Source organism: Curvibacter lanceolatus ATCC 14669 (genome assembly GCF_000381265.1).
Classification (GTDB): Bacteria; Pseudomonadota; Gammaproteobacteria; order Burkholderiales; family Burkholderiaceae_C; genus Curvibacter; species Curvibacter lanceolatus.
The window spans coordinates 670,973-694,625 of the sequence record NZ_KB906253.1 but is presented as its reverse complement, the minus strand read 5'-3'; the positions used below and the strand labels follow the sequence as shown (position 1 = coordinate 694,625).

General features: G+C 68.3%; 23 protein-coding genes. 12 read left to right on the top strand and 11 right to left on the bottom strand.

The genetic code is table 11. From position 1 onward, the window contains the following. The first annotated feature begins 88 nt into the window (after positions 1-88). From F624_RS0103355 to F624_RS0103320, 8 genes are all read left to right on the top strand, one after another. Positions 89-904, top strand: a complete 816-nt coding sequence (locus F624_RS0103355) for a polyprenyl synthetase family protein (RefSeq protein ID WP_019572847.1) — start codon at positions 89-91, stop codon at positions 902-904. 72 nt (positions 905-976) lie between these two features. Continuing rightward, the gene (locus F624_RS0103350; protein WP_157443287.1) at positions 977-1,213 is read left to right on the top strand and encodes a hypothetical protein; all 237 of its coding nucleotides are present in this window, start codon (positions 977-979) and stop codon (positions 1,211-1,213) included. A gap of 44 nt (positions 1,214-1,257) precedes the next feature. Next, positions 1,258-1,437: an oxidoreductase-like domain-containing protein gene (locus F624_RS0103345; RefSeq protein ID WP_031253932.1), complete on the top strand. Its 180-nt coding sequence runs from the start codon at positions 1,258-1,260 to the stop codon at positions 1,435-1,437. A 215-nt stretch (positions 1,438-1,652) separates the two neighbouring features. Beyond that, positions 1,653-3,506 carry a putative bifunctional diguanylate cyclase/phosphodiesterase gene (locus F624_RS0103340; RefSeq protein ID WP_019572844.1) on the top strand — a complete coding sequence of 618 codons (1,854 nt, stop codon included), beginning with the start codon at positions 1,653-1,655 and terminating at the stop codon, positions 3,504-3,506. A 61-nt stretch (positions 3,507-3,567) separates the two neighbouring features. Further along, the gene (locus F624_RS0103335) at positions 3,568-5,088 is read left to right on the top strand and encodes a metallophosphoesterase (RefSeq protein ID WP_019572843.1); all 1,521 of its coding nucleotides are present in this window, start codon (positions 3,568-3,570) and stop codon (positions 5,086-5,088) included. Continuing rightward, positions 5,085-8,903, top strand: a complete 3,819-nt coding sequence (locus tag F624_RS33215) for an alpha/beta fold hydrolase (RefSeq protein ID WP_019572842.1) — start codon at positions 5,085-5,087, stop codon at positions 8,901-8,903. The genes F624_RS0103335 and F624_RS33215 overlap by 4 nt, the downstream gene beginning before the upstream one ends. Positions 8,904-8,931: 28 nt before the next feature. Beyond that, positions 8,932-9,618 carry a hypothetical protein gene (locus F624_RS36190; RefSeq protein WP_019572841.1) on the top strand — a complete coding sequence of 229 codons (687 nt, stop codon included), beginning with the start codon at positions 8,932-8,934 and terminating at the stop codon, positions 9,616-9,618. Positions 9,619-9,705: 87 nt separating this feature from the next. Continuing rightward, on the top strand, positions 9,706-10,467 hold the full coding sequence (locus F624_RS0103320) for a DNA/RNA non-specific endonuclease (protein WP_019572840.1): 762 nt from the start codon (positions 9,706-9,708) through the stop codon (positions 10,465-10,467). A 52-nt stretch (positions 10,468-10,519) separates the two neighbouring features. Here the strand turns inward: F624_RS0103320 and F624_RS0103315 are convergent, their stop codons facing one another. Continuing rightward, the gene (locus F624_RS0103315; protein ID WP_019572839.1) at positions 10,520-11,173 is read right to left on the bottom strand and encodes a GNAT family N-acetyltransferase; all 654 of its coding nucleotides are present in this window, start codon (positions 11,171-11,173) and stop codon (positions 10,520-10,522) included. Positions 11,174-11,267: 94 nt separating this feature from the next. Here F624_RS0103315 and F624_RS0103310 point away from each other — a divergent pair, with 94 nt between their 5' ends. The 4 genes from F624_RS0103310 to F624_RS0103295 all read left to right on the top strand — a co-directional run bounded on the left by F624_RS0103310 (position 11,268) and on the right by F624_RS0103295 (position 15,570). Continuing rightward, positions 11,268-12,248 carry a class I SAM-dependent methyltransferase gene (locus F624_RS0103310; RefSeq protein ID WP_019572838.1) on the top strand — a complete coding sequence of 327 codons (981 nt, stop codon included), beginning with the start codon at positions 11,268-11,270 and terminating at the stop codon, positions 12,246-12,248. Between the two features lie 151 nt (positions 12,249-12,399). Beyond that, positions 12,400-13,692: a sensor domain-containing diguanylate cyclase gene (locus F624_RS0103305; protein WP_019572837.1), complete on the top strand. Its 1,293-nt coding sequence runs from the start codon at positions 12,400-12,402 to the stop codon at positions 13,690-13,692. Between the two features lie 286 nt (positions 13,693-13,978). Next, positions 13,979-14,722, top strand: coding sequence for an RNA polymerase sigma factor (locus F624_RS32115; protein WP_019572836.1), 744 nt, complete (start codon positions 13,979-13,981; stop codon positions 14,720-14,722). A 47-nt stretch (positions 14,723-14,769) separates the two neighbouring features. Further along, positions 14,770-15,570 (top strand): cupin domain-containing protein, encoded by an 801-nt coding sequence (locus F624_RS0103295; protein ID WP_169426537.1) that lies wholly within the window; start codon positions 14,770-14,772, stop codon positions 15,568-15,570. A 30-nt stretch (positions 15,571-15,600) separates the two neighbouring features. Here the strand turns inward: F624_RS0103295 and F624_RS0103290 are convergent, their stop codons facing one another. The 10 genes from F624_RS0103290 to F624_RS0103240 all read right to left on the bottom strand — a co-directional run bounded on the left by F624_RS0103290 (position 15,601) and on the right by F624_RS0103240 (position 23,613). Continuing rightward, the gene (locus tag F624_RS0103290; RefSeq protein ID WP_084679387.1) at positions 15,601-16,458 is read right to left on the bottom strand and encodes a cupin domain-containing protein; all 858 of its coding nucleotides are present in this window, start codon (positions 16,456-16,458) and stop codon (positions 15,601-15,603) included. After that, complete coding sequence (locus F624_RS0103280) at positions 16,455-18,536, bottom strand: methyl-accepting chemotaxis protein (RefSeq protein ID WP_031253924.1); 2,082 nt, start codon at positions 18,534-18,536, stop codon at positions 16,455-16,457. Before F624_RS0103280 ends, F624_RS0103290 begins: the two co-directional genes overlap by 4 nt. Next, positions 18,533-18,847, bottom strand: coding sequence for a cupredoxin domain-containing protein (locus tag F624_RS35320; protein WP_019572832.1), 315 nt, complete (start codon positions 18,845-18,847; stop codon positions 18,533-18,535). Before F624_RS35320 ends, F624_RS0103280 begins: the two co-directional genes overlap by 4 nt. A gap of 241 nt (positions 18,848-19,088) precedes the next feature. Beyond that, on the bottom strand, positions 19,089-19,514 hold the full coding sequence (locus F624_RS0103270) for a c-type cytochrome (protein ID WP_019572831.1): 426 nt from the start codon (positions 19,512-19,514) through the stop codon (positions 19,089-19,091). Beyond that, positions 19,511-19,996: a group I truncated hemoglobin gene (locus F624_RS0103265; RefSeq protein WP_019572830.1), complete on the bottom strand. Its 486-nt coding sequence runs from the start codon at positions 19,994-19,996 to the stop codon at positions 19,511-19,513. The genes F624_RS0103270 and F624_RS0103265 overlap by 4 nt, the downstream gene beginning before the upstream one ends. 38 nt (positions 19,997-20,034) lie before the next feature. Beyond that, the gene (locus F624_RS0103260) at positions 20,035-20,976 is read right to left on the bottom strand and encodes a DUF3034 family protein (RefSeq protein ID WP_019572829.1); all 942 of its coding nucleotides are present in this window, start codon (positions 20,974-20,976) and stop codon (positions 20,035-20,037) included. Positions 20,977-21,101: 125 nt separating this feature from the next. Further along, entirely contained in the window at positions 21,102-21,884 is a 783-nt protein-coding gene (locus tag F624_RS0103255) for an anti-sigma factor (RefSeq protein ID WP_019572828.1), read from the bottom strand. A 34-nt stretch (positions 21,885-21,918) separates the two neighbouring features. Next, positions 21,919-22,500 (bottom strand): RNA polymerase sigma factor, encoded by a 582-nt coding sequence (locus F624_RS0103250; RefSeq protein WP_019572827.1) that lies wholly within the window; start codon positions 22,498-22,500, stop codon positions 21,919-21,921. 59 nt (positions 22,501-22,559) lie between these two features. Next, positions 22,560-23,033, bottom strand: a complete 474-nt coding sequence (locus F624_RS0103245; RefSeq protein WP_019572826.1) for a c-type cytochrome — start codon at positions 23,031-23,033, stop codon at positions 22,560-22,562. A gap of 4 nt (positions 23,034-23,037) precedes the next feature. After that, entirely contained in the window at positions 23,038-23,613 is a 576-nt protein-coding gene (locus F624_RS0103240; RefSeq protein ID WP_019572825.1) for a ferritin-like domain-containing protein, read from the bottom strand. Positions 23,614-23,653 lie beyond the last annotated feature (40 nt).

The window sequence follows — 23,653 nt, the reverse complement described above, 5'->3', positions numbered from 1 at the left end:
ACTCGCCGGCAAACCCTGCGCCGGATCAGGGTGCTCCACCGGCCCGCAAGGGTGGTTGGCTGCACCTGCCCCTGCCGAACCCGTCACCATGCAAGCCCCCATCCCGAGTTCTTTTCTTGCCCTGATTGATGCCGATCTGGCCCAGGTCGGCACGCTGATCCAGCAGCGCCTCAACACCGAGGTGGCCCTGATTGCCTACGCTGCGCAGCACATCGCCCATTCGCCAGAACAGCGCGTGCGCCCGGCACTGGCGCTGGTTTGCGCCCAGGCTTTGGGGGACAGCGGCGCGCGCCAGCAGGTGCTGGCCGCGGCCGTTGAACTGATCCACGCCGCCCTGGCGCTGCACCATGAGGTGGACCTGCCCACGGCAGAAGCCCCCGCGGGCCTGGGCAATGCCCCCAGCGTGCTGCTGGGCGACCTGCTCTACACCGGCGCCTTCCGGGCCATCGTCGAGCTGGGCGACATGCGCGTGCTGCGCGTGCTGGCCGACGCCACCAACCAGGTGGCCGAGGGCTCGGTGATGTACCAACAGACCTACCAGGCCGCGGATGCACCCGCCACGGCCGATGAGACCGGCCAGCAGCACCTGCGCATCACCCGGGCCCGAACCGCCTCGCTGTTCGAGGCCGGGGCGCGTTGCGCGGCCATCCTGGCCGCGGCACCGCCCGAGGTGGAGGCCGCCCTGGCCGCCTATGGCCAAAGCTGGGGCCTGGTGTGGCAACTGAGCCGCGAAAGCCATGCCGAAGCCCCCACGCCCGCCCGGCCAACGCAACTGAGCAAGACGGCCCTGAGCGCCGCCCTGGCCCAAGCCCAGGCGGCGCTGGCCCAGGCCCGGCAAGGCTTGAGCGTGCTGCCTGAATCACCCTATCGGCAGGCACTGCTGGACGCGACCGCCCTCGGTTGAGCGCCCGCGCACCCGTCGCAGGCCCAGGGCGGTTGCGCTGGCCTGCGGCTGGTGTTCAACGTGGGCGCCGGCATGACCAGCCCCGCCGCACTGACTCACACCCTGACCCGCACCCTGAGCGTGCACCCCGACCTGGTAGGCTCGGCCGCGGGGCTGTATGGCGCCATCCAGAGGGTGGTGGGCGCCCTGTGCACCGCCGCGGTCGGGCTGGGCCACGACCCCGCCCTGGCGATGGCCACGGTGCTGGTCGGGGCCAGCACCCTGAGCCAGTGGGGGTTCCGCGATGCATTGCAGGTTTCGCGGCCCTGACCCTGCGCCAGCAAGGCCTGTGCGGCTGCGCGAAAATCGTCACCATGCCCAGCCCACAGCCCCCTGACAACGACCCGATGCCCACACCGCCCGTGCAGCCTGAACTCGAGGCCTGTTGCGGCAATGGCTGTGACCCCTGCATCTTCGACCTGCACGATCTGGCCATGGACGAGTACCGCCAGGCCCTGCGGGCCTGGCAGGCACGCCAGCCACCGACACCTTAGATCAGCGCCCAGCCCCCCCGCCCTGGCCCCCGCGCCCAACACCCTGCGCCTGGGGCCGATTGGCAGCAGGTGCCAACACCTGCGCGCGCTTGTTTGAAAGCCAACCGGGAAAGTCACACGCTGATCCCCGTTTTGGTTACATTAGGTAACAGCAGCGCAAAAACCACGACAAACGTCAGGTTTGATCGCGCCAAAATACAAAATCTGATAGATCCATGCCGATTTTGCGCGAAATTGCCGACGACCTGACGGTGAGACGAGTCGAAATCCTGGTCTCTCAATCCCGATTGGGCACGCTGGCGGCCTTGAGCCTGTGCGGCCTTTTCGGCTTCACCCTGGTCGAGCGCGTGGGATGGCCGGCATACGGCGCCTGGTATGCCGTGGTGGCCTGCGGCTACCTGTTGCGGCAGTGGTACTACCACGTGCATCTGAGCCGCCAGGGGCCCACGCCGGGCACGCTGGATGCCATGGCGGCCATCAACACCATCACAGGCGCGCTGGCGGTGTCCTGCCTGCCCTTGTTCTCCAGCGCTCTGGACATCATCGACCTGGCGCTGCTGTCAGCCCTGGTGGTGGGCTGGGCAGCGGTCACGGTGACGGTGTTGTCCGCCAGGCCCCGCATCTATGGCGTTTTTCTGGTCCTGAGTCTGGGTTCCGTGCTGTACGCGTGGCACGGGCATGTTCAGCCCCACGCCTTGCTGACCCTGGCGGCCAGCCTGTTCTTCGGTGGGGTGCTGCTGCTCAACGTGTGCCGGATGATGGAGCACCAACAGCAGTCGGAATACGAACACCAGAAAGCCATCACCGACAGCCTGACCCAGTTGCCCAATCGTGAAGGGATCCGGGCCGATGGCGATGCCCACCTGCGCCAGGGCAATGACCCCTTGGTGCTGGTGCTGGACCTGGACCGCTTCAAGGCCATCAACGATGCGCTGGGCTATGAATTTGGCGATGCCGTGCTGATCGAGGCAGCTCGACGCCTGCACAGCATCCCCGAGGTCAAGGTGGGTCGGCTCCATGCCTCGCAGTTCTGTCTGCTGGCCTCCAGCCATGCCGACACCTCCGACCTGATCGAAGAGGTGCGGACCCGCTTTGCCGAGCCCCTGAATGTGATGGGCGAGCCCGTGGACATCAGCTTCACCGTGGGCGTGGCGGTGGCGCCCCGGCATGGGCAGAGCATGCAGCACCTGATCCGCGCCGCGGCCATCGCCACCCATGCGGCACAGCGGGTCAATGCCGACTGGCTGACCTTCTCCGACAGCATGGAGCTGAATTCGCGGGCCGACCTGAGCCTGCTGTCCAAGCTCAAGGACGCTGTCACACAAAACCAGTTGGAAATGCACCTGCAACCCAAGGTCCGCATCGCGGACGGCAGCATCGAGTCGGCCGAAGCCCTGATCCGCTGGCGTCACCCCGAACGGGGCCTGGTGCCCCCCAGTGAATTCATTCCGTTTGCCGAGCAGACGGGCAGCATCCGCATGCTGACCGAATGGATGCTCAAAAAGGCCTTGTTGGTCTGCGCCCAGCAGCGGGTGGCGGGGCGGCCGATTCAGATCTCGGTGAATATCAGCGCCAGCGATCTGCGCGACGACCGCCTGGGTCGTCAGGCGCAGGAACTGGCGGCCCGCCTGCATGCCGATCCGCGAGACATCCGCTTCGAGGTCACGGAGAGCAGCGTGATGGATGACCCGGACACCGCCCTCAAGCACCTGTACGCCTTGCGGCAGGCCGGCTTCAGCCTGTCCATCGACGATTTCGGCACCGGGTACTCATCGCTGGCCTACCTGCAGAAGATGCCCGTGCAAGAGCTCAAGGTGGACCGCTCCTTTGTCAAAGGCGTGCAGGAGGGCAGCGCCGCCGAAGTGCTGCTCGATTCGATCTGCTCGCTGGCCCACCGCATGGGCCTGAGCATCGTGGCCGAGGGGGTGGAGACCGCCGAGGAATGGGCCATCGTGAAACGCCTGGGCTGCGAATACGTGCAAGGCTGGTATGTCGCCAAGGCCATGCCCGTGGAGGCGTTCTGGGACTGGCGCCAGTTGAATGAACCTGTGATTCCACCCGGGCTTTGACAGCCCCCTGCAGCCCCCGGCTGATCAGGATCGGCCACCAGATACAGGAGCGAAACTGCCCATGACCACTGTGCGCTACGTCTGCGTGTCGGACCTCCACCTCGGGGCCCCGGACAGCACCCTCACGCAGCTGAATGCGGCCGGCGAGTTCGACGCCGCCCACCCCAGCCCCACGCTGCTGCACTTTGCCTCGTCGCTGCGGCGCACGCTGCGCCACATGGCCCAGGCGGCCCAGGCCCAGGGCCTGGCCCCCACGCCGCCCACCCTGGTGCTGCTGGGCGACATCCTGGACCTGGGCATCTCGCCCATGGGGCAGGTGGCCCGGGTGTTCACCCAGTTTGTCGAGGCCCTGTTCCCCCCCGGCCAGGAGCCGGTGCTGGCCCCCACCATGCTGCTGGTGCCCGGCAACCACGACCACCACCTGTGGCGCATGGCCCAGGACACCTTGTTCGTCGAGGCCTTGCGCCAGGGCCAGATCCATGACGACCTGATCGACCACTCGGAGTACCGCGACCGCCCCCCGGGCTCCGAGATCCCGTGCGACATGCTGACGGCCATCCTGCGCCGGCACCTGCCCGATGAACCCCTGGCCCGCGTGCACATCGCCTACCCCAACCTGTGCCTGCTGACGCCCGACCGCCAACGCGGCGTGGTGCTGCACCATGGCCACTACATCGACCCGACCTACCGCCTGATGAGCACCATCAATGGCCTGATGTCGGGGCAAACGATGGGCGACCTGAGCGCCGAGACCCTGGAAGAGGAAAACGGTGCCTGGGTCGACTTTCTGTGGTCCGACCTGGGCAGCGCCGGCGACACCGGGCGCGAGGCCTTCTCGCTGTACCAGGTCATGAACAATGCCGGCGCTTCGCATGCCTATGCCGACCAGTTCCGCGAACGCCTGCTGGACCGGGTGGCGAGCCAGCTCGGCTTCAGCGGCAGCATGCCGCTGTACCAGGGCATCACGCTGCGGCAACTGGTGGGAGCGCTGATCGAGCTCACCCTGACGCGCAATGCCCAGGGTCAGCGCAACAACTTTCTCGATGTGCTGCCCCCCGACGACCTGAAGAACCTGCGCGCCTTCATCGGCGGGCCGGCCCTGTACGACCTGCAACAGGCTTTGCGCCCCGACCCCGCGGCCCACCCCGCCCTGCCCGACTTCGATCTGTCCTTTGTCTATGGGCACACCCACAAGCCCTTCCAGCAAGAGCTGGTCATCGAGGGCCTGAACCAGCCGGTGGCCGTCTACAACACCGGCGGCTGGGTGCTGGACCAGCCCACCATGACCTTCACCCAGGGGGCCTCGGCCGTGTTCATCAGCGACGCCATGGATGTGGCCGCCCTGCGCCTGTTCAACGACCCCGTGGCCTCGCAGATGGCCCCGGTGCGGGCCGAGGGCCTGCAGAACTTCCGCGACCGGCACAACCCCTTGCTGGGCGCCCTGCAAGCGGCGGTCGCGGCCACCGCAGCGGATTGGGCCGCCTTCTCGGGCTGCGCCCGCGACAAGCTGGAAGCCCTGGCCGCGGCGGCGCTCAATGCCCGGTCCATGGCCCACCCCTACCAGAAAGGAGCCCGGCCATGATGCGCAGGATTGCCCAAGACATTGGCCAGGGCCTGGCCGCCATAAAGCCCTCGTATGAGGTGGTGGTGGTGGGCTCGGGCTATGGGGCCGGCGTGGCGGCCTCGCGCCTGGCGCGTGCGGGCCGCCAGGTGGCCCTGCTGGAACGCGGCCTGGAGCACCTGCCCGGCGAGTTTCCGGCCTCGCTCAACCAGGCGCGGGGCGCCATGCGCGTGGACACCGCCGCCCAGACCCTCGGCTCGCCCACCGGGCTGTACCAGCTGCATGTGCACGCCGACATGCTGGCCATGGTGGGCAATGGGCTGGGCGGCACCTCGCTGATCAACGCCAACGTGTCACTCGAGGCCGACCCCGAGCTGCTGCGCAGCCCGGCCTGGCCCCAACCCTTCCGGGACGACCCTGAGCTGCTGGCCCCCTACCTGCAGCGGGCCCGGGCCACCCTGGAGCCTCGCACCTACCCGCTGGACCGCCCCACCCCAGCCAAGCTGGCCGCCCTGCGGCAGTCGGCCAGCCACCTCGACAAGCCTTTCAAGCGGGTGCCGATCAACGTCACCTTTGAAGACCGGGTCAACCCCTTCGGCGTCGCCCAGCCGGCCTGTAACGATTGCGGCGACTGCACCAGCGGCTGCAACGTGGGCGCCAAGAACACGGTGCAGATGAACTACCTGCCCGATGCCGAGCGCCATGGCGCCAGCCTGTTCACCGGCGTGAGCGTGAGCCACGTGAGCCGCGAGGGCACGCGCTGGCGCGTGCACTACCGCCCCACCGCCCAGCAGGAGACCGCCCTGCGCAGCGTGCTGGCCGATGTGGTGGTGCTGGGCGCCGGCAGCCTGGGCTCCACCGAGATCCTGCTGCGCTCGCGCCAGCACGGCCTGCCCCTGTCAGACCGGCTGGGCGCCTCGTTTTCGGGCAATGGCGATGTGCTGGGCCTGGCGTATGACGCGGGCTGGTCGCCTCAGGCGGCCGAGGCTGCGCAGGCCACCACGGCCGACGACGACCAAGGCGAAGACCCGGACGAACTGGCTTTGCGTGAACCCCCAGTGGCCGACGTGCCAGGCCTGCACGGGGTGGGCCTGGGCCAGCGCAAGCCGGTGGAAGGCGCCCTGCCCGGCCCCTGCATCACCGGCGTGATCGACCTGCGCCAGGAGCCCGACCCCAAGGACCGCCTGGTGATCGAAGAAGGCGTGATCCCGGGCGCGCTGGCCCTGGCGCTGGCCCCGGCCCTGTTCTTTGCATCGGCCCAGCTCAACACCGCCTTCGAATACGGCGCGGAGGACGGCAAGCGCAAGCTGCTCGATGCCAAGGCCATCGGCGAGGCCGTCCAGCAAGACCCCGGCCAACTGGCCGACATGGCCTACCGCGGCGCGGTGGACCGCACCCAGACCTTTCTGGTGATGAGCCTGGACGACGCCCAGGGCCAGTTGAAACTGCATGACGACCGCCTGCGCATCGATTGGCCCCATGCCGGGCGATCCCCCGTCATCGAGCACGACAACCAGTGGCTGCGCCGCGCCAGTGAGGGCATCCAGGGCCAGTTCATCGCCAACCCGCTGTGGACCGAGGGCATGGGCCAGAAGCTGGTCACGGTGCACCCGCTCGGGGGCTGCGCCATGGGCGACGATGCGTCGCACGGCGTGGTCAACCACCAGTGCCAGGTCTTTGCCGGTACGCAGGGCGAGGCCGTGCATGAGGGCCTGTACGTGTGCGACGGCGCGGTGATCCCCGCCGCGGTGGGGGTCAACCCGCTGCTGACCATCACCGCCGTGGCCGAGCGCGCCTGCCAGCGCCTGGCCGACCAGCGCGGCTGGACCATCCAGTGGGGTGCCACCCCTGCCCACCCTGCCACCCCACCGGCCGCAGCCGAGGCACCGGAGGACTCCGAAAGCCTCTGGGCGCGCCTGAAAAACGCTGTGCAAGAGGAACTGCAGACCGCCGAGCACGCTCTTCAACAAGCCGGCCACACTTTGATGCACGAGCTGATCCAGCCCCTGGAAGACGGCGTGCTCGACTGGGCCAAGGCAGAAGGCGCCGCGGTGTTGAAAGCCGCAATCGCACGCTTTCCGCAGCTGCTGAGCCCGGCCTTCTCGTTTTCCGAGCGCATGGCCGGCTGGGTGAGCACCGAAGCCCTGCAGCAGAACGGGCCCGGCGGGCTGATCCACGACTTCGAGATCGCCCGCGCCTGGGGGCGCCGCCGCGGCCAGACTTTGAGCCTGGAGCTGTTGGTGCACACCCAGGACCTTCACCAACTCAACACCCACGAAGACCACCCCGCCGACATCGACGGCCAGGTGCATTGCCACGCCCTGGACCCCGAGCCCATGGTGGTGCGCCAGGGGCGCTTCCAGCTGCTGTGCACCGACGAGCAGCAGGTGGAGACCTGGCTCATGGTGTACGACATGACGCTGGAGCGCGCGCAAGGGCGTGGCCAGTTCCACCTGCGCGGCCACAAGCGCCTGCACCAGACCGCCAGCTCCTCGAGTTGGCAAGACCTGACCACGCTGTTCGTGGAGGTGCGCGACCAGCCCGGTGGCACCCTGCTGGCCCAGGGCATCGCCTCGCTGGCACTGGACGACCTGCTCAAGCAGCTGACCACGCTGAAGCTGGAGGCCGTCACGCCCCTGGCCCGGCAAATCCAGGCCCACCAGCCCGGGCTGCTGGACACCATCCACCTGCTGTACCTGGAGCAGTTTGCGGGCTTCTTCGGCATGACGGTGTTCCAGGCCTATGGGGGCCTGCTCTCCTGCCTCAACGACTTTCCGGGCAAGGCCCTGCCCCAATGGGCCGGGCGGCCTTTGAAGGCGCCGGCCCCGGTGGTGCACAGCGTGCCGCTGGACGATGGCTTTTCGATCCGCCTGACCCGCTACCCAGGTCAGAAGGGCCCGGTGATCCTGGCGCCGGGCTTTTCGATCCGGACCTCCTCGTTTGCCACTGACACGGTGGACGAGAACCTGGTCGAGGCCTTGTGCCGCGACGGCTTCGATGTGTGGCTGCTCGACTACCGCGGCAGCATCGACTCGGGCAGCCCGCTGCAGCCCTACACGATCAGCGACATCGCCCGCCATGACTGGCCCGCCGCCGTGCGCCATGTGCTGGCCCAAACCGGCCGGCCCGACCTGCAGGTGATCGCGCATTGCGTGGGTTCGATGACGCTGCTGATGGCCTTGCTGGAGGGCATGCCCGGCGTGCGCTCGGTGATCGCCTCGCAGCTCACGCTGCACCCCATCACCAACTGGCTCAACGATCTGAAAAGCGAGCTGGGGGTGTCGCGCCTGCTGCAGAACATGCCCGAGTTCGGCGGCCATGTCGACTTCGTGCCCGGTGGCACGGACTTCGACAGCCAGCTGGACGCCGTGCTCTGGGGCGTGCCCGTGCCCGAAGGCGAGGCCTGCAAGAACCCGGTGTGCCGCCGCCTGTTTGCCATCATGGGGCCCTCGTACCGGCACGACCAGCTCAACCACGCCACCCACACCGCCCTGGCACGCATGGTGGGGCCGGTGTCGCTGCGGCCCTTCGACCAACTGAGCCTGATCATGCAAAAAGGCCATGTGGTGGACCCGCTGGGGCACGAGCGCTACCTGAGCCCCGAGCGGGCGCGCCACCTGGCCCTGCCCATCCACTTCATTGCGGGGGCCCGCAACCAGTTGTTCCTGCCCGAGACCAGCCTGCGCACCCTGGCCTGGCTGAGCGAGCACAACGACCCCGGCCTGTACAGCCGACAGCTCTTCAAGGACTACGCCCACATGGACCTGTTCATCGGCAAGAACGCGGCCGCCGAGGTGTTCCCGCAGCTCATCGCCGAGCTGAACCGACACCCCTGAGCGGCCCCCTCCAAGCCCGACCGAGCCCATGTACGCCGGACACTTCGCCATCGGCCTGGCCTTGCAAAGCCGCATCCCGCGGCAGCCGGCCTGGCCCGTCCTGCTGGGGGTGGGCCTGCTGGACATGCTCAACGGCCTGTTCATCGTGCTGGGCTGGGACCAGGTCAGCCCCAACCTGGCGGCCGGCCCCTACCTGTACTTCGACCTGCGCTTCATCGACTGGGACCACTCCTTGCTGGCGGCCGGGCTGTGGTCCGGCGCCTGGGGCCTGCTGTGCTGGCGCCGCAGCCGGGCGCTGGCGGCCTGGGGTCTGGTGGCGGCGCTGTCGCATTGGGTGGCCGACTGGCCGGTGCACAACCACGATCTGGCCCTGTTTCCGTACGCTGAGCAGCACCTGGGCGCCGGCCTGTGGGCCCGCCTGGGCCCCTGGGCCTGGTGGCTGGAGGGCGGCCTGGTGCTGTGCCTGATCGGGCTGGCCTGGCAACAGGCCCGCCAGCATGGTGCCGACTGGCGCTGGCCCTGCGCCCTGGTGGCCGCGCTGTGGATGGGCCTGAACCCCTGGCTCTCGCCCATGCGCTGGATGGCCGCGTGGCCCGAGCCCTGGGCCCACCTGGGCCATGGCACGCTGGTCGGCCTGGGCTTTCTGCTGCCGGGTCTGGTGCTGATGGCCCTGGTGAAACAAGCGCCCTCAAGGCCCGAACAACACACCCCGTAAATTCACCTGTTTTGCACTTTGTGACGCTTTGGCCGTGCTCCAATCGAGCGCTTTGGCTTTGTAGTTTCCGTGCATTTCATGTCTCCGATGGCGCCCTGGTTGCGCCGCTTTGTCGCCTGTGCCGCCGTCAGCACCGCATTCCTGGCCCCTCAAACCTCTGGCTGGGCCGCCCCCCCAACCCAGGCTCTGCCCACGCGCTTTGCCGAATGCCCTCAGTTCTTTGCCGGCGGTCATCCGCCCCAGGTGCCAGCAGCGCGAGGTTTGCGCGAGCTGTGTTACGAGGCGTTTGCCGTGCTGCACAGCGGCGAAACCCGCACCCCGGTGTTCGTGGCCGAGCGCCTGAACCGCCAGCGCATCGAGGACGCCGACGAGAAGCGGGCCGACAAGTTCTTTGCCGACGCCCGCCTGCCGCGCGGCGAACGCGCCGAGCTGGAAGACTACAAAGGCTCGGGCTACTCACGCGGGCACATGGCCCCGGCCGGTGACATGCCCACGCCCAGCGCCATGGCGCAAAGCTTTTCGCTGGCCAACATGGTGCCGCAGAACAGCCAGAACAACAGCGGCCCCTGGGCCAAGATCGAAAAGGACACCCGCCGCTATGCCTTGCGCGCCCAGGGCGACGTGTTCGTGATCACAGGCCCGGTGTTCGAGCCCGGCAGCGAACGCATCGGCCCACGTGGCGTGCGGGTGCCGGCCTACCTGTACAAGCTGGTCTACGACGCCCACACCGGCAAGGCCTGGGCCCACTGGCAGCGCAACCAGGCCGGCGAGCGCGTGTCGGCCCCCATCAGCTACGCCGAGCTGGTGCGGCGCACGGGCATTGAGTTTCTGGGCGGGCGCAGCGACTGACGCAGCGCGCTCCGGCCTGCCCACTCACACCCGGCCGCACACATCTGGCCGCTCAGATCTGGCCACCGCCCGCCACCAGCCGCTCCCGCAGGGCCTGCTGCACCTGGGGCCACTCGTCATCGATGATGCTGAAGCGCACCGAGTTGCGCTTGCGCCCGTCGGGCATGATGCGTTCGTGCCGCACGATGCCCTCCTGCACCGCGCCCAGGCGCAGGATGGCGGCGCGCGAACGCTGGTTGATCTCGTCGGTGGTCAGTTGCACGCGCACGCACTGCATCACCTCGAACGCATGGCGCAGCAGCAGGTACTTGGCCTCGGTGTTGGCAAAGCTGCGCTGCCAGCGCGCGGCCAGCCAGGTGGCGCCGATCTCCAGTTTGCGGTGCCGGCGGTGGATCTTCCAGAACCGGGTGGTGCCGATCACCTCGCCGGTGGCCACCAGCTCGGTGGCAAAAGGCATCACGGTGCCCGCCTCGCGCCCGGCCAGGGCCTCGGCCAGGTAGGTGTGCACCGTGTCGGCCGACGGCACCACCGTGAAGGGCAATTGCCACAACTCGCCATCGGCGGCGGCCTTCAACAGGGCCGGGCCATCATCGGCCTGCAAGGGGCGCAGGCGGATGCGCGGCCCCTGCAGGGTGGTCAGCAGTTGGAAGGGTGCGGGTGCAGGCGGCTGAGCCGCTGGGACAGGAGGAATCGGCGTGGGGTTCATGGCTGCAGATTCTGCCGTGTCGGCCCACGCTAAGATGTGCCCCCTTCCGGGCGTCGCCTTGCCCAAGCAGTTCCACCCCCACGATCTCCCCTCCATGCAAGCCCTGCTCGACACCATCGCCTCGATGGACATGCCCCAAGACGCCCAACGCCTGTTCCACGGCCGGGGCGGCCGCTACCCGGGCTGCGAGCAATGGACGCTGGACGCCTACCCGCCCGTGTGGGTGGTGACCAGCTTTCTGCCCGCGTCCGATTCGGAACTGGCCACGCTGCAGACCGCCCTGCAGGCCCGCTGGGCGCAGATCGCCCCCGGGCAGCCGCTGAACTGGGTGTTCCAGCAGCGCCTGGAAGGCCGAGCCGAAACCCGTCTGATGGCGGGCAACGTGCCCGAGCCGCATGTGGTGAGCGAACGCGGCGCGCAGTACCGGGTGCACGTGCTCAAGGGGCAGAACCACGGCCTGTTCCTGGACATGGCCGAAGGCCGGCGCTGGGTGCGCGAGCACCTGCTGGCCCACCCCCACCCCAATGGCCTGCGCGCCCCCAAGGTGCTGAACCTGTTTGCCTACTCCTGTGCATTTTCAGTGGTGGCCCTGCAGGCCGGGGCGCGCCAGGTGGTGAACGTGGACATGAGTTCCGGCGCCATTGCCATCGGCCAGCAGAACCACCGCCTCAACGGGCTGGACACCGGGGCCAGCTTTCTGGCCCACGACATCTTCACCACCTGGGGCAAGATCAACCGGGCCGGGCCGTATGACCTGATCGTCGTCGACCCGCCCACGCACCAGAAGGGCAGTTTTGTGGCCACCAAGGACTACGCCCGGCTGATGCGCCGCCTGCCCGACCTGCTGGCCCCTGACGGCCGCGCCTTGCTGTGCCTGAACTCGCCCACCCTGGGGCTGGATTTTCTGCAAGGCCAGATGCGCGAACTGGCGCCCAGCCTGGTCTTTGAGCAACGGGTGGCCAACCCGGCGGTTTTTGCCGACACCAACGAAGACCGATCCTTGAAGGTGCTGGTGTACCGGGCTGCACCGGCAGACACCCCGACGGCCACCGCTGACGACGCAAAGTCGGTGTAAAGACTGACCGGCATGGGGCCAAGTCTGGCCCCGGGAGCAGGCAAATGGAAAACCCCCAGGCCCGAAAGGGCCAAGGTGGTGCTAAATTGCAGACAAGGTTGTCAAAAATAACGATTACCGGTTTTCCAACTGCCCCTTTTCCAGAGCTTCCATGCCGCATTCCCCGGAACTGCACACCGACACTCTGGACGCCCTGCCGACCCCCGCCGTGGTGGCCGTGTCGGGCCAGATTGTTCATGCCAACCCCGCCTGCCTGGTGCTGCTGGAGGCCGAACAGGCCGATCAGGTGCTGGGGCGCTCTTACAGTGATTTCACCCACCCGCTGGATCTTGCCCGAGCCCGCCGGCGCGTGCAGGCCTTGAGCCAGGGCGGCGTGCCCGGTCAGCGCAACCAAAGCACCAGCTACCGCATGCAGACCTGCTGCGGCAACACCCGCATGGTGCTGCTGGCCAGTGCCAAGGTGCTGTGGCAGGGGCAGCCGGCCCTGCTGGTCAGCGGCATCGACATGACCCACCTGGACCGCCTGCAACACGAGATGCAGGAAAGCGAGCGCAATTTCCGGCGCCTGTTCGAGAAGATGCAGGACGTGTACTACCGCACCGACGCCCAGGGCGTGGTGCAGCATGTGGGCCCGGGCGTGCGCCGCGTGCTGGGCTACGAACCCCATGAAATCGAAGGCCGCACCGCCGAGTCTTACTACCCTCAGAGCAAGGACCGCGACGCCTTCAAGGTGGCCATCATGGAGCACGGCGAGGTGTCCGACTTCCCTGGCCAGATGGTGCGCCGCGATGGGCAGGTGATCGACATCTCGATCAGCAGCCACGCCCTGTACGACCAGCACGGCGCCTTTGCCGGCGTGGAGGGCATCTACCGCGACGTGACCCAGCGCAAAAACCTGGAGCGCGAACTGCACCGCCTGGCCAGCACCGACATGCTGACCGGCCTGAGCAACCGCCGTGTGCTGCTGGAGGCGGCTGAATCGCTGTTCCTGGCAAGTTCCAATGCGGGTGCCCGTGATGGCGGCGCCGTGGCCACATCCGCGCCGGCCCTGCTGATCCTCGATCTGGACCACTTCAAGTCTATCAACGACCGCTACGGCCACCTCGAAGGCGACCGCGCCCTGATCGAATTTGCCGCGGTGGTGCGCGCCGAGTTGCGCAACAGCGATGTGGTGGGGCGCATGGGCGGCGAAGAGTTTGCCGTGCTGCTGCCCGACACCCGCAGCACCGAGGCCGAGGCCATTGCCCAGCGCATCGTGCGGCAGTTGCGCCAGCGCCAGCTCTGGAGCGGCGACGACCAGCAACCCCGTGGCATGACCGCCAGCGTCGGCGTGGCCAGCCGCCTGCCCAGCGACCGCCACCTGCGCGACTGGCTGGACCGCGCCGACAAAGCGCTGTACCAGGCCAAGCACCAGGGGCGTGACCGGGTCGTGCTGGCCGCTTGAGCTGGCGCCATTCGCTGGCGCCTTCCCCCGGCTGCCGGTGCGCCGGGGGGCCGGTCTGGCAAAGAAAGCCTTGTTTTTTGGCGCGCTGCATCCAAAAAGGAATGTGTTGCGTATCAGCGGTGGAGCATGGCGTTGCCTGCAGGCCATTGACCCAGCACGCCAACACGATGCTTGCCCGGTCGGCCATCCTTCAGGCACCTGGGCAGGTGCCCTCGTGTGCCTGGATGGCGCACGGGTCAGAGCAAACGCGCCAAGAAAGCCCTGGGCGGAGGAAGCGATAGCTGCAATGGAATTTCCTGAAAACGATCCGGAAGAGGACGAATGGGTGCTGCAGGTGCTTGGCGATGGGGCGACCCATCCGCCAAGGCTGGAGGGACGCGCGCCCGTCACCGATGAGCCAGGCGAGCCCTACGTGCACGACGTGTCCGACATGGCCGATGTGCCCGACGAATCGGCGCTGCTGGCCGCGCTGGTGGCCCGCGTCATGCGCCAGGACGAAGCCGCCCTGGCCGAGCTGTACCAGCGTCTGGTGAACCGGGTCTATTCCACCGCACTTCATCTGACACGCAACCCGGCTCTGGCCGAAGAGGTGACAGAGACCGCGTTCTGGCAGGTCTGGCGCCAGGCCCCGCGTTTCGACCCGACACGCGGCAGCGTGACGGCCTGGGTGCTCAACATCACGCGATCGCGCGCCTTGGACGCCCTGCGCGCCTTGCGCAGAACCCCCGGTTACGAAGGCCATGTCGACGCCCAGGACGAATCGGGGGCCCTGTGCAGCGATGCCCAGGACGACCCCATGGACCTGCTGGAGCTGGCCCAGAACGGCACCCGGCTGCATGAAGCCCTGTTGCAGCTGGACCCGATGCGACGCCAGTTGATCGCCCTGGCCTACTTCCGTGACATGACCCAGGAGCAGATCGCCGCCCATGTCCAGATGCCCTTGGGCACCGTCAAATCCCACATGCGGCGCACCTTGTCACTCCTGAGGGTGGCGCTGGGCGAAACACCGAGTCGGAGGCCATTGCGATGAAGCCGCGCGACAATCCAGGCCGTGAACCCTTCTTGCTCGACAGCTCCATGACCTTCAAGCCAACGCCCATGCCCTCGCTGTGGCCCGGCGAGCTGGCGGCCCAGCTCCGCGAACAGGCACCGCCGGCCGCTCTCAAAGAATCCATGGCTGCCCGCCTGCGGGCCCGAGCCTTGGCCAGCGCCCAGGCGCACAAAGCCTTCAAGGTGACGCGGCGCGAGGATGGCGCCTGGCAGCCACGCGGCCCCGGCGCCCAGGCGCGCGTCCTGCATGAAGACGCCCAGTTCTGCGTCGAATGTGTGAAGCTGCAAAGCGGCGCCGCCATGCCCTGGAGCGACACCGATCACGCCCAGGAGATTCTGGTGCTGAGTGGCAGCTTGTCTTGGGAGGGCTCGCCCCTGCCATCCATGGGCTATGGCGTGCGGGACGCAACGCACACAGTGGTCGCGGCCACCCAGGAGGGGGCCGAGATGTACGTGCGCCGCCTGCGTGTGGATCCCGCCGCCTTGCCTGCTCCTGAATCGCACTGGTGGCAGCAAGCCGCCGGTCAACGGGTGAACGATGCCTTGGGCGGCACCTGGTCTGGCAACGGGCTGGGCATGGAGATACGGCCGCTGGCCCAGGCCGGCGCAGTGGCATCGATGCTGATCCGCCTGGCCCCGGGGGGTGTCGCCCCCGATCACGCCCACCCCATTGCCGAAGATTGCATGATGATCGAAGGTGCGTTGTTCCTGGGCGACATCCTGCTGCGCGCGCTGGACTACCAATTGGCCCCCACGGACGCGACGCATTGCAGCATCAGCAGCGACACCGGCGCCCTGTTCTTTGTGCACGGCGCGCTGCCGGCCTGAGGGTTGAAGGCCCACTGGCCGTGTGGCTGCTCAGCGGCGCGGCTCGCGCAAGACCGGGTCCAGGGCGCCATGGAAGAAGAACAGGACCCCGACATCGCTGAATTCCCCAAAATGCCCGCCTCCGGCCGGCGCCAATTGGTAGTCGCCCGGTTGCAGCAGCATGTCCCCGAGAAACATCTCGCCTTCCAGCACCAGACAATCCTCGTCCAGCGCATGGTGATGGTCGTTGACGCCGGCACCCGCTTCGAAGCGAACCAGCATGGACACCACCTGGGCGTCCCCGCTGAGCAGACAGACCTGGACCCCGGGGCCACTGGCGATCCAGGCGCTCAGGCCCGGCTCCACCTGGGTCTGGGGTGCCAGCGCCCGTTGCCACCACCGGGCCTCCAGCGGAGGCAGTTGCTCGACAGGCGCACGCAGGTGGCGCACATAGGCCTGGGTGTCGCCGTGCGCCAGCAAGGGCATGGGCGGCTGGTCCGGCCCCTGGCCGGGCGCCCGGCGCACCCGGTAGCTGTAGCGGTAGTCCGTGGCGGCATCACTGCCCGACGGGCTTGCCCACGCCCCCTGCAACAGCAGCACCTCCTGCGCCAGAACGCCCTCGGGCCACGGCAGGGGCTGACCATCGCGCAAGTGCAGCAGCTCGACCCGGAAAAAGGCGTCCTCGCGCAGCACGGCGGGCCCGCCCACCGGGGCGCCGCCCAGCCAGGCTGAGCCCCCACGGCGCACCGTCAGGTAATCGCTGTGGGCCGCCACGCTGAGCTGCACCCGCCCCATCAGGCGTTGCATCACACGCTCATAGCGGGTCGACGACAGGCCCAGGCCATCCGCCCCATGGCCTGTGGAAACCCCATCGTTCATCGGAGCAGGATCTTTGTCGGTTGGGCTCATTGAGAAGCACTCAGAGGGTGCGCCAGCAAGGGTTCGAGGTCCGGGTCCAGCGCTGCGCTGTCCAGGGTGGGCGATCGGTCACGCAGCAGGCGCTGCGATGCCGACCATGACGGCAGGCGGAAAGCCTCCACCCGCAGCGCCAGATGCCGGGCCAAGCCCTGCAGCTGCTCAGCCGCCGTGGCCGTGCCCGTGGCCTGGGACGAGCCTTTGGCCGTGGCGGCGGTCAGCTGCTGCAGCCTGGCGTCGACCTGGGCCGTGGCCTGGGCCTGGGTGGATGACTGGGCTGCCAAAGTCTGCAGGGTCTGCTGCATGCGCTCGGCGTTGGCCGCCAGGGCGTTCATTTTGTGGGCGGTCTGCTCGCCAATGGCCACGCTCTGGGCCACCCGGGCCAGGTTGGCGGAAAGCAGTCGCTGGATGTTGTGCGCCGCCGCCGCAGATTGCACGGCCAGTTGCCGCACCTCGCCCGCCACCACGGCGAAGCCACGCCCGCTGGCGCCCGCGCGGGCGGCCTCCACGGCGGCGTTGAGGGCCAGCAGGTTGGTGCGAAAGGCGATGTCGTTGATGAGGTCGGTGATGTCACGCATGGTGCCGGAGGACACCCGCAGCTCGGCCATCACGGCCAGCCACCGCTGAACCGAATCGAGCCCGGCCTGGGCGGCCTGGGCGTTCTCTCGCGTCAGATCCGCCGCCTGCTCCAGCCCCCGCCCCGCCTGCTGCACCGAGGCGCTGAGCGCATGGGTGGCGGCAGACGCGTCACCGATCTGGCGGTCGGCGGCTTCGTTCAGCGCCTGCAGGGTTTCGGCATCGCGGCTCAGCTGCACCGTGGCCCCCAGCACCTCGGCACTGGCCCCGCGCACCTCGCCCACGAGGGCGGCGATCGCGCCCTGCATGTGGCTCAGCTGGTGCACCAGGTCAGCCACTTCGTCGCGGCCCCAGGCCTGGGGCGCCTGGGTGAGATCGCCGTCGGCCAGGCGCTGCATTTGCGATCCCAGCAAGGCCATGCCCCCGGCGCTGACCCGGCTGAATGAGACAAAAAGGTAGGCCGCCAAGGCCAGGCTCAAGCCCAACATCAGCAGCACGGCATCGCGACGCCTCTGCAGCGATTGCTCGCGGGCCGCCAGTGTCGTGTCCAGCGCTTGCAGGCCACTGGCCTGCAAGCGTCGTTGCCCCTGGTCCAGGGTCTGGGCCACACGCTCGAAGGCCGCGGCATCGCCCGACAGGGCCGGGCCCAGGAACTGCCGGCGCGCCAGGCCGCGCAGTTCAGCCGCCGAGGGCAAGGCCTGTGGATCGGGCAGACCGCTGGCGCCATCGCCCTGGGCCTGTGTGAAGGCCTTGAGCAAGGCCTGGTCCAGGTACTCGATGACGGGCAGTTGGTCGGCCATGATGCGTTGCTGCGACGGCTCCAGGCGCGCCGAGCGCAACACCCAGCCGCCCAGTGAACGCACCTGCGAGGCCTTTTCCTGCAGGACCGGCAAGACCTGCAGCGCGCCACGGACCAGGCTTTGCCCCACCAGGCTGGGGTCCTGCGCCAGGCGAGAGGCATCAAGCACCTCTTGCAGCAGCACCTGGCCATCGGCCACCACCTGGGACAGGCGCTCGAAGGCATCCATCGGATCGGCCTGCGCGGGGTCGAGGGCGGGCGCCCCGGACATCCGATCGGCCATCAAGTCGGCAGGGAGTTCCGAGGGTAATTCAGCCAGCAAGGGCGCCCGCACCGGCGGCCCCTCCTGCCGCATCAGCTCGGCCCTGAGCTGGGCATAGCGGCGCGGCGCCTGCTGCGCCGACGTCAGGTTGGCGGGGCCGGGCAGCAACAGGCCCAGGCGCAGATCCTGCACGGACTGGACCAGCGCCAGCACCCGCCGTGCCTGCTCGAGCCCCTGCCGCTCGGACCGGACATGGCTCAGGCCTTGAAACACCGCGCCCAGGTAGGCCACCGCCAACACCCCCAGTGGCAGCAGAAAGGCCAGGCTGATCAAGGCGGCACGGGCACGGAAACGCAGGCGCCGGAAGCCCCGCACCCCCGGGGCCCAGAGCCCATGGTGCGCAAAGAACCCGCTGGCGCCAGGCCCTGATGTCATGGGGCCACCACGATGCGCATTTTCATGTTGGGGTGGATGCCGCAGATGACATCGACCACACCGGTCTTGTCGAAGGTGACGCTGCGCTGGGTGCCCTTGGGCAAGGTTCCGAGGTCGAAGCTCTTGGCTTCGGAAGACGACAACACGCTGTGGCTGAAGGCATCTTCATTGCTGAAGCGCACGCTGTCGCCCACGCGGATCTTGAGTTCGGCGGGCGCGAAGGCGCGGGCGCGCTGGACCGCCAGGTGCTCCTCGGCGTGGGCCGCGTTCAGGCCAGCCAGGATCAGGGCAGCAAAGAGGACAGATTTCATGAGGGCTCCGGAGATCAGAAAGTGAAACACGACTGATCTGTCTACGCCCCACCTCCAGCGCCGGATGCACCATGCCAGGGATGCCATCGGGGTCTTTGAGGGCCGCCAGGGCCGGGGTCGCGGGCAGGCCAAGCACCCTGTAAAAAAGCCCCCAGACCAGAAAGCCTGGGGGCCAACACGGGCCGGGCCCATCCTCGGAGAAACTGCCCGCCGCTCTGCGCCTGCCGGGCGGGGAGGCGATTCAGGGTGCGTGGGCGCCCGTGGTGCGGGCGCTCACCGCGTCCGAGCTCAGGTACTCGATGATCAGGCGCCGGTCTTCGGCCGACCTGACGCTGTAGTTCATGCGCTGCCCGGGGATCAAGGCCTCGGGGTTGCTGAGCCAGGCGTCCAGGGTCTTGGCCGACCACACCACGGCGCTGGATTGCAGCGCGGGCGAGTAGGCAAAGTCGGGCACCCGGCCGGCCTGCCGTCCGATCAGGTTGCGGTGCTGGGGCCCCACCCGGTTGGCGTCCACCGCATGGCAGCCGCCGCAACGGGATTCGTACAGCGTGCGCCCTTGGATCAGCTCATTGGCAGGTACCGGGCCGGCCTGGCCGGTAGCGCCCCAAGTCAGCAGCGCCAGGGCGGCGCAGCCAGGCCGCCTCAGCAGGTGCAGGATCGGGCTCATTGGGTGATGATGTCCCGGTGCATGGGGGCCAGACGGGCCAGCATCTGGTTCTGCGCCGAGAAGGGGATGGAGCGCGCGTCCATGGCCTTTTGCAGGTCTTCGACCAGGGCGTTGAAGTTGCCCTTGCTCACGCCCATGTCGGCATGGGCGGCGGCCATGTCGGGCCCCTGGTACTGGCAGGGGCCGCCGGCCACCTGGCACAGTTGCTCGGTGAGCTGGTGCTTCAGGTGCTCGAGGTTGGTGTTCTTGAACTTGTCGGCAATGCGCGGGTCGGCCGCCAGCCGGTTGACGAAGTCGTCCATCAACTGGGTCAGGCCGGTCTTCTCACCGAAGGCCTTGTACAGGGCGGCCGGGTCGCTGGCCGCCATGGCGGGCGCCGCGGTCTGGGCCATAGCGGGCGTCACAAACGCCATGGACAGGGCCATGGACAAGGTGGTGGACAAGGCGGCTGCCGCCAGGGCGATGCTTTTTTTCATGGTCATACTCACAGGGATTGGGTTGGCCGGGGTGGCACAAGACGTCAGAACGCGATTTGGGTGGACAGGAACAGGCCGCTTTGGCGGCGGTTGCCGGTCACACCCGGCACCACCTGGCCCAGATCGACATAGGCCGCCGTGACCGAGACGTTCTTGCTCGGGGCCCAGGCCACGAACAGGTCTTTCCAGTTGTCCTGGTGCAGGGCGTTGCCCAGGCCCGCAGCACGGCCCAGGGCTTCGAGGTTGTTGGGCATGAAGCGGTACTCGGCCCCCACCACCACGTTCTTGCTCAGCAGGTAGGCCACCGAGAACTCGGGTTGCAGGCTGCGGCTGTCACGACCGGGTGCGGCCGAGCCAAACCCCAGCAGGCCACCCTGGTTGGCGTTGGTGTAGCGCAGCGTGGCATTGAGCAAGATGCCCTGGGCCAGCAGCAGCTTGGTGGCCGAGGCATACAGGTCGGTGCCCGTGGTCTTGGCATGCAGGAAATCGAGCACCGGGCGGATGGTGCCGGCATCGGTGCTCTTGTATTCCATGCCCACCGCAATCTGGGGCATCAGCGTGTCGCTGTCGAGCACGGCGTCGCCCGCCACCCGGACCTTGGCACCCAGCACGGTCATCTTGATGTGCTGGCCATTGGCCACGCTGAAGCCCAGGCCATTGAGGGCCACGGCCGGGCCGGCATTGAAATCCTGCTCGCCCACCGAGAGCTCGAAGCGCTCGCGAAAGCCGAAGGCCGCACCGTAGCTGGTCAAGCCGTAGTCCTTGGTCTTCAGGCGACTGATGCTGGCGCTGGCGCCCACCTCATCGGCTGCGGCATTGCTGCCGATCACGGCCCAGGGCGTGATGCCCCCGCCCGCCGGCCCTTCCACCGTCGACACCCCGCCGGTCAGCAGCAGCTTGCCGGTATCGGCCCATGCATGCCCTGCACCCAGAGCGCCAGCGGCGAGCAGGGTCAGGGAACAGATCAATCCATGTTGCTTTTTCATCGATGCGAACTCCATCCAGGTTGAACACGGCGCATGTCCCATGCGCCCTTGCCCACCTAGTACGGGCCGCTTCAGCAACTGGATTCAATTTCAGATGCAAAAAGCAGAAAAAAACGGGCCTCCGATCACAGCGTCCGGTGCACCACGGGTCCCTTGAAGAGGATTGGCCCCTGCGGGCCACCGGCCTCAGGCACACCGCCCTCCACCTCCAGGCTGAGGGCCAGCAACGCCGCCCCCTGGACCTGCGACGCGGCAGCACTCAGCACCTTGCCTGCGTCGCCCGCGCCCAGCACGCCCAGCGAGCGTGGCGCCCCTTGGGCCGGCACGGCCCACAGTTGCAGCGAGCGCCCGGCCGGCACCGGCTGGCCCAGCAGGTCTTGCAGCTGAACTTGCTGGCGCGCGCCGCTCCAGGAGGCCAGCCAGGCCGGTCGGTTGTCGGCATCCAAAAGCAGGGCCAGGGCTTCGGAGGCGGTGCCCGCCGGGGCACGGGCCTGGGTGGAGGCGTCGGGGGCCGCTTGCCAGGGCTGCCACCAGGCCAGCAAGGCCAGCGACAACGCCGCTGCGCTGAAGCCTTGCCAGACAAACAACTGGCGCCACCAAGGCTGCGAAGGCGCCTGGCTTTGCGGCGCTGCCGAGGCCTTGCTGCGGGCGGCCGCCAGGCGCAGCGCTTCGCGCTCCAGGTGCAGAGCGATTTCGATGCGCTTCCAGACCACCTCGGGGGGCTTGGCCGGGGCCTGCAGTTCGGTGAGCCCGGCCAGGCGCTCCTGCCAGTCACGGATGGCCTGGCGCACCGGGGCCTGGCGCCGGGCCAGGGCCTCGAAACGGCGCCGGGCGGCGCCCTGCATGGTGCCCAGGCCGTAGTCGGCGGCCAGGCGCTGCAACAGGATCTTGTTCTGCACGATGTTCATGGCTGGCCTCTTTCAATCCTCGGTGGGGTGGGCATCAATGGAGGGCCCCCATGCACAGCCGCAGCTGCTCCAGCCCGCGGCGGATCCAGCTCTTGATGGTGCCCAGGGGCAGCTTGAGCTGCTCGGCCAGGTCGCCGTGGCTCAGCTCGCGCAGGTAGGCCAGGCTCAAGACCTCGCGCTGCGGGCCCTTGAGCTGCGCCAGGCAGCGGTGCAAGGCCTGTGCCTGCTGGCTGGCGTCGGCACACTGGGCCGGGTCGGGTGAATCGCCCTCCAGGGTGTCTTCGGTCAGCTCGTCCAGTGAATCGGTCAGTTGCACACGTTCGCCCGTGCGCCGGCGCAGCAGGTCGAGCGCGCGGCTGCGCACGATCAGGCCCATCCAGGCCAGCGGCGGGCTTAGGCTGGCGCGGTAATCGGCCGCCGAGCGCCAGATGCTGAGGTAGCTCTCCTGCAGCACGTCCTCGGCCAGTTCACCGGCCCGCACGATGCGCAGGGCCAGGCCATAGAACCGGCCCGAGGTCAGGTCATAGAGCTGCTTGAGCGCCAGCTCGTCGCCCTGGGCCACACGGCTGAGCAGGTCGATGAGCAGGGCTTGGGTGTTGTCGTCTGGGATCGTCATGTTCTGGTGGGCCGGCAGCGCCTGGACCGGCGCCAGCGCAGAGTGCGGGCCGCTGCATCTTATCGAAGGGTGGCCAGGTAGGCGATCAGGTCTTGCCGGGCCTGGGGGTCGGCCACTTGTTCATCCATGGCCTGCCCCGGGATCAGGGCTTCGGGGTTGCGCAGCCAGGCATCCAGCGACTGGCGCGTCCACACCAGGCGGCTGGCGCGCAAGGCGGGCGAATAGTCAAAGCCAGGCACCGCGCCAGCACGCCGGCCCAGCACACCCCGGTGCAGGGGGCCGGCGTCATTGTTGTCCACGGCGTGGCATGAGGCACAGCGCTCTTGGTACAAAACCTGGCCGCGCAGTGCTGAGCCGGCCAACAGCCCGTTGGCGGAAGTACCGCCACCCGATTGGCCCGAAGCCAGTCCGGCCGGCCCTTCAGCCCGGGCCGTGAGCAGCCCCAGGGCCAGGCCTGCACACACCATCAGCCCCAACAGCCCCAGCGCGCGACGCACACCAGGGCCGGGCAAGATCGAGGTCTTCAGCCGCATGCCCTCAGGCGCCGAAGCTCAGCGCCTGCGTCGGCAGTGCCTTGCCCAGGGCCGAGATCAGCACGGTGTAGTGCATGGTCTCGTCAGCCGCCAGACGCGCCGCCACCTTGGCCAGATCGCGGTTGCCCAGCGAGGGCAGCACACCCAGGTAGGCATTGGTGGCGCCCAGCTCCAGGCGGGCGGCGAGCTCGAGCACATCGGCCTGGGTCTTCAGGGTGTTGGCCTTGAGGGCCATGGCGTAGTCCTCCAGCTTCTTCTCGGCCACCGGGCTGCCACCCAATTTCTGGATGGTGGCGGCCAGGGCATCGCGGTGGGCCTTGTGGTGACTCTGGAACTGCACGGCCACGTCGAGCACGGGCTTTTGCAGCAGGCCGCTGCCGGCACCCAGTTGGTAGGCGTTGATGGCTTCGTGCTCCAGGCCCAGGGCCACGTTGAGGATCTGCACGTCCTTGGAGGTGTCGCCCATGGCGCCTTGGGCCAGGGCTTCGCGGCCGCCCAGCATGGCCACGGCCACAGCGGACAAGGTGGCGCCCGTGCCCAGGAATTGACGGCGCGCAGTGGTTTGACGGATGAGGTTCATGGTGGTGTCCAGATGAAAAGAGTTGGCTGAGGCAACAGAC

Coding starts and splice junctions, on each gene's coding strand:
- F624_RS0103355 (WP_019572847.1), top strand. CDS start 89: ATGCAAGCCCCCATCCCGAGTTCTTTTCTTGCCCTGATTGATGCCGAT.
- F624_RS0103350 (WP_157443287.1), top strand. CDS start 977: ATGACCAGCCCCGCCGCACTGACTCACACCCTGACCCGCACCCTGAGC.
- F624_RS0103345 (WP_031253932.1), top strand. CDS start 1,258: ATGCCCAGCCCACAGCCCCCTGACAACGACCCGATGCCCACACCGCCC.
- F624_RS0103340 (WP_019572844.1), top strand. CDS start 1,653: ATGCCGATTTTGCGCGAAATTGCCGACGACCTGACGGTGAGACGAGTC.
- F624_RS0103335 (WP_019572843.1), top strand. CDS start 3,568: ATGACCACTGTGCGCTACGTCTGCGTGTCGGACCTCCACCTCGGGGCC.
- F624_RS33215 (WP_019572842.1), top strand. CDS start 5,085: ATGATGCGCAGGATTGCCCAAGACATTGGCCAGGGCCTGGCCGCCATA.
- F624_RS36190 (WP_019572841.1), top strand. CDS start 8,932: ATGTACGCCGGACACTTCGCCATCGGCCTGGCCTTGCAAAGCCGCATC.
- F624_RS0103320 (WP_019572840.1), top strand. CDS start 9,706: ATGGCGCCCTGGTTGCGCCGCTTTGTCGCCTGTGCCGCCGTCAGCACC.
- F624_RS0103315 (WP_019572839.1), bottom strand. CDS start 11,173: ATGAACCCCACGCCGATTCCTCCTGTCCCAGCGGCTCAGCCGCCTGCA.
- F624_RS0103310 (WP_019572838.1), top strand. CDS start 11,268: ATGCAAGCCCTGCTCGACACCATCGCCTCGATGGACATGCCCCAAGAC.
- F624_RS0103305 (WP_019572837.1), top strand. CDS start 12,400: ATGCCGCATTCCCCGGAACTGCACACCGACACTCTGGACGCCCTGCCG.
- F624_RS32115 (WP_019572836.1), top strand. CDS start 13,979: ATGGAATTTCCTGAAAACGATCCGGAAGAGGACGAATGGGTGCTGCAG.
- F624_RS0103295 (WP_169426537.1), top strand. CDS start 14,770: ATGACCTTCAAGCCAACGCCCATGCCCTCGCTGTGGCCCGGCGAGCTG.
- F624_RS0103290 (WP_084679387.1), bottom strand. CDS start 16,458: ATGAGCCCAACCGACAAAGATCCTGCTCCGATGAACGATGGGGTTTCC.
- F624_RS0103280 (WP_031253924.1), bottom strand. CDS start 18,536: ATGACATCAGGGCCTGGCGCCAGCGGGTTCTTTGCGCACCATGGGCTC.
- F624_RS35320 (WP_019572832.1), bottom strand. CDS start 18,847: ATGAAATCTGTCCTCTTTGCTGCCCTGATCCTGGCTGGCCTGAACGCG.
- F624_RS0103270 (WP_019572831.1), bottom strand. CDS start 19,514: ATGAGCCCGATCCTGCACCTGCTGAGGCGGCCTGGCTGCGCCGCCCTG.
- F624_RS0103265 (WP_019572830.1), bottom strand. CDS start 19,996: ATGACCATGAAAAAAAGCATCGCCCTGGCGGCAGCCGCCTTGTCCACC.
- F624_RS0103260 (WP_019572829.1), bottom strand. CDS start 20,976: ATGAAAAAGCAACATGGATTGATCTGTTCCCTGACCCTGCTCGCCGCT.
- F624_RS0103255 (WP_019572828.1), bottom strand. CDS start 21,884: ATGAACATCGTGCAGAACAAGATCCTGTTGCAGCGCCTGGCCGCCGAC.
- F624_RS0103250 (WP_019572827.1), bottom strand. CDS start 22,500: ATGACGATCCCAGACGACAACACCCAAGCCCTGCTCATCGACCTGCTC.
- F624_RS0103245 (WP_019572826.1), bottom strand. CDS start 23,033: ATGCGGCTGAAGACCTCGATCTTGCCCGGCCCTGGTGTGCGTCGCGCG.
- F624_RS0103240 (WP_019572825.1), bottom strand. CDS start 23,613: ATGAACCTCATCCGTCAAACCACTGCGCGCCGTCAATTCCTGGGCACG.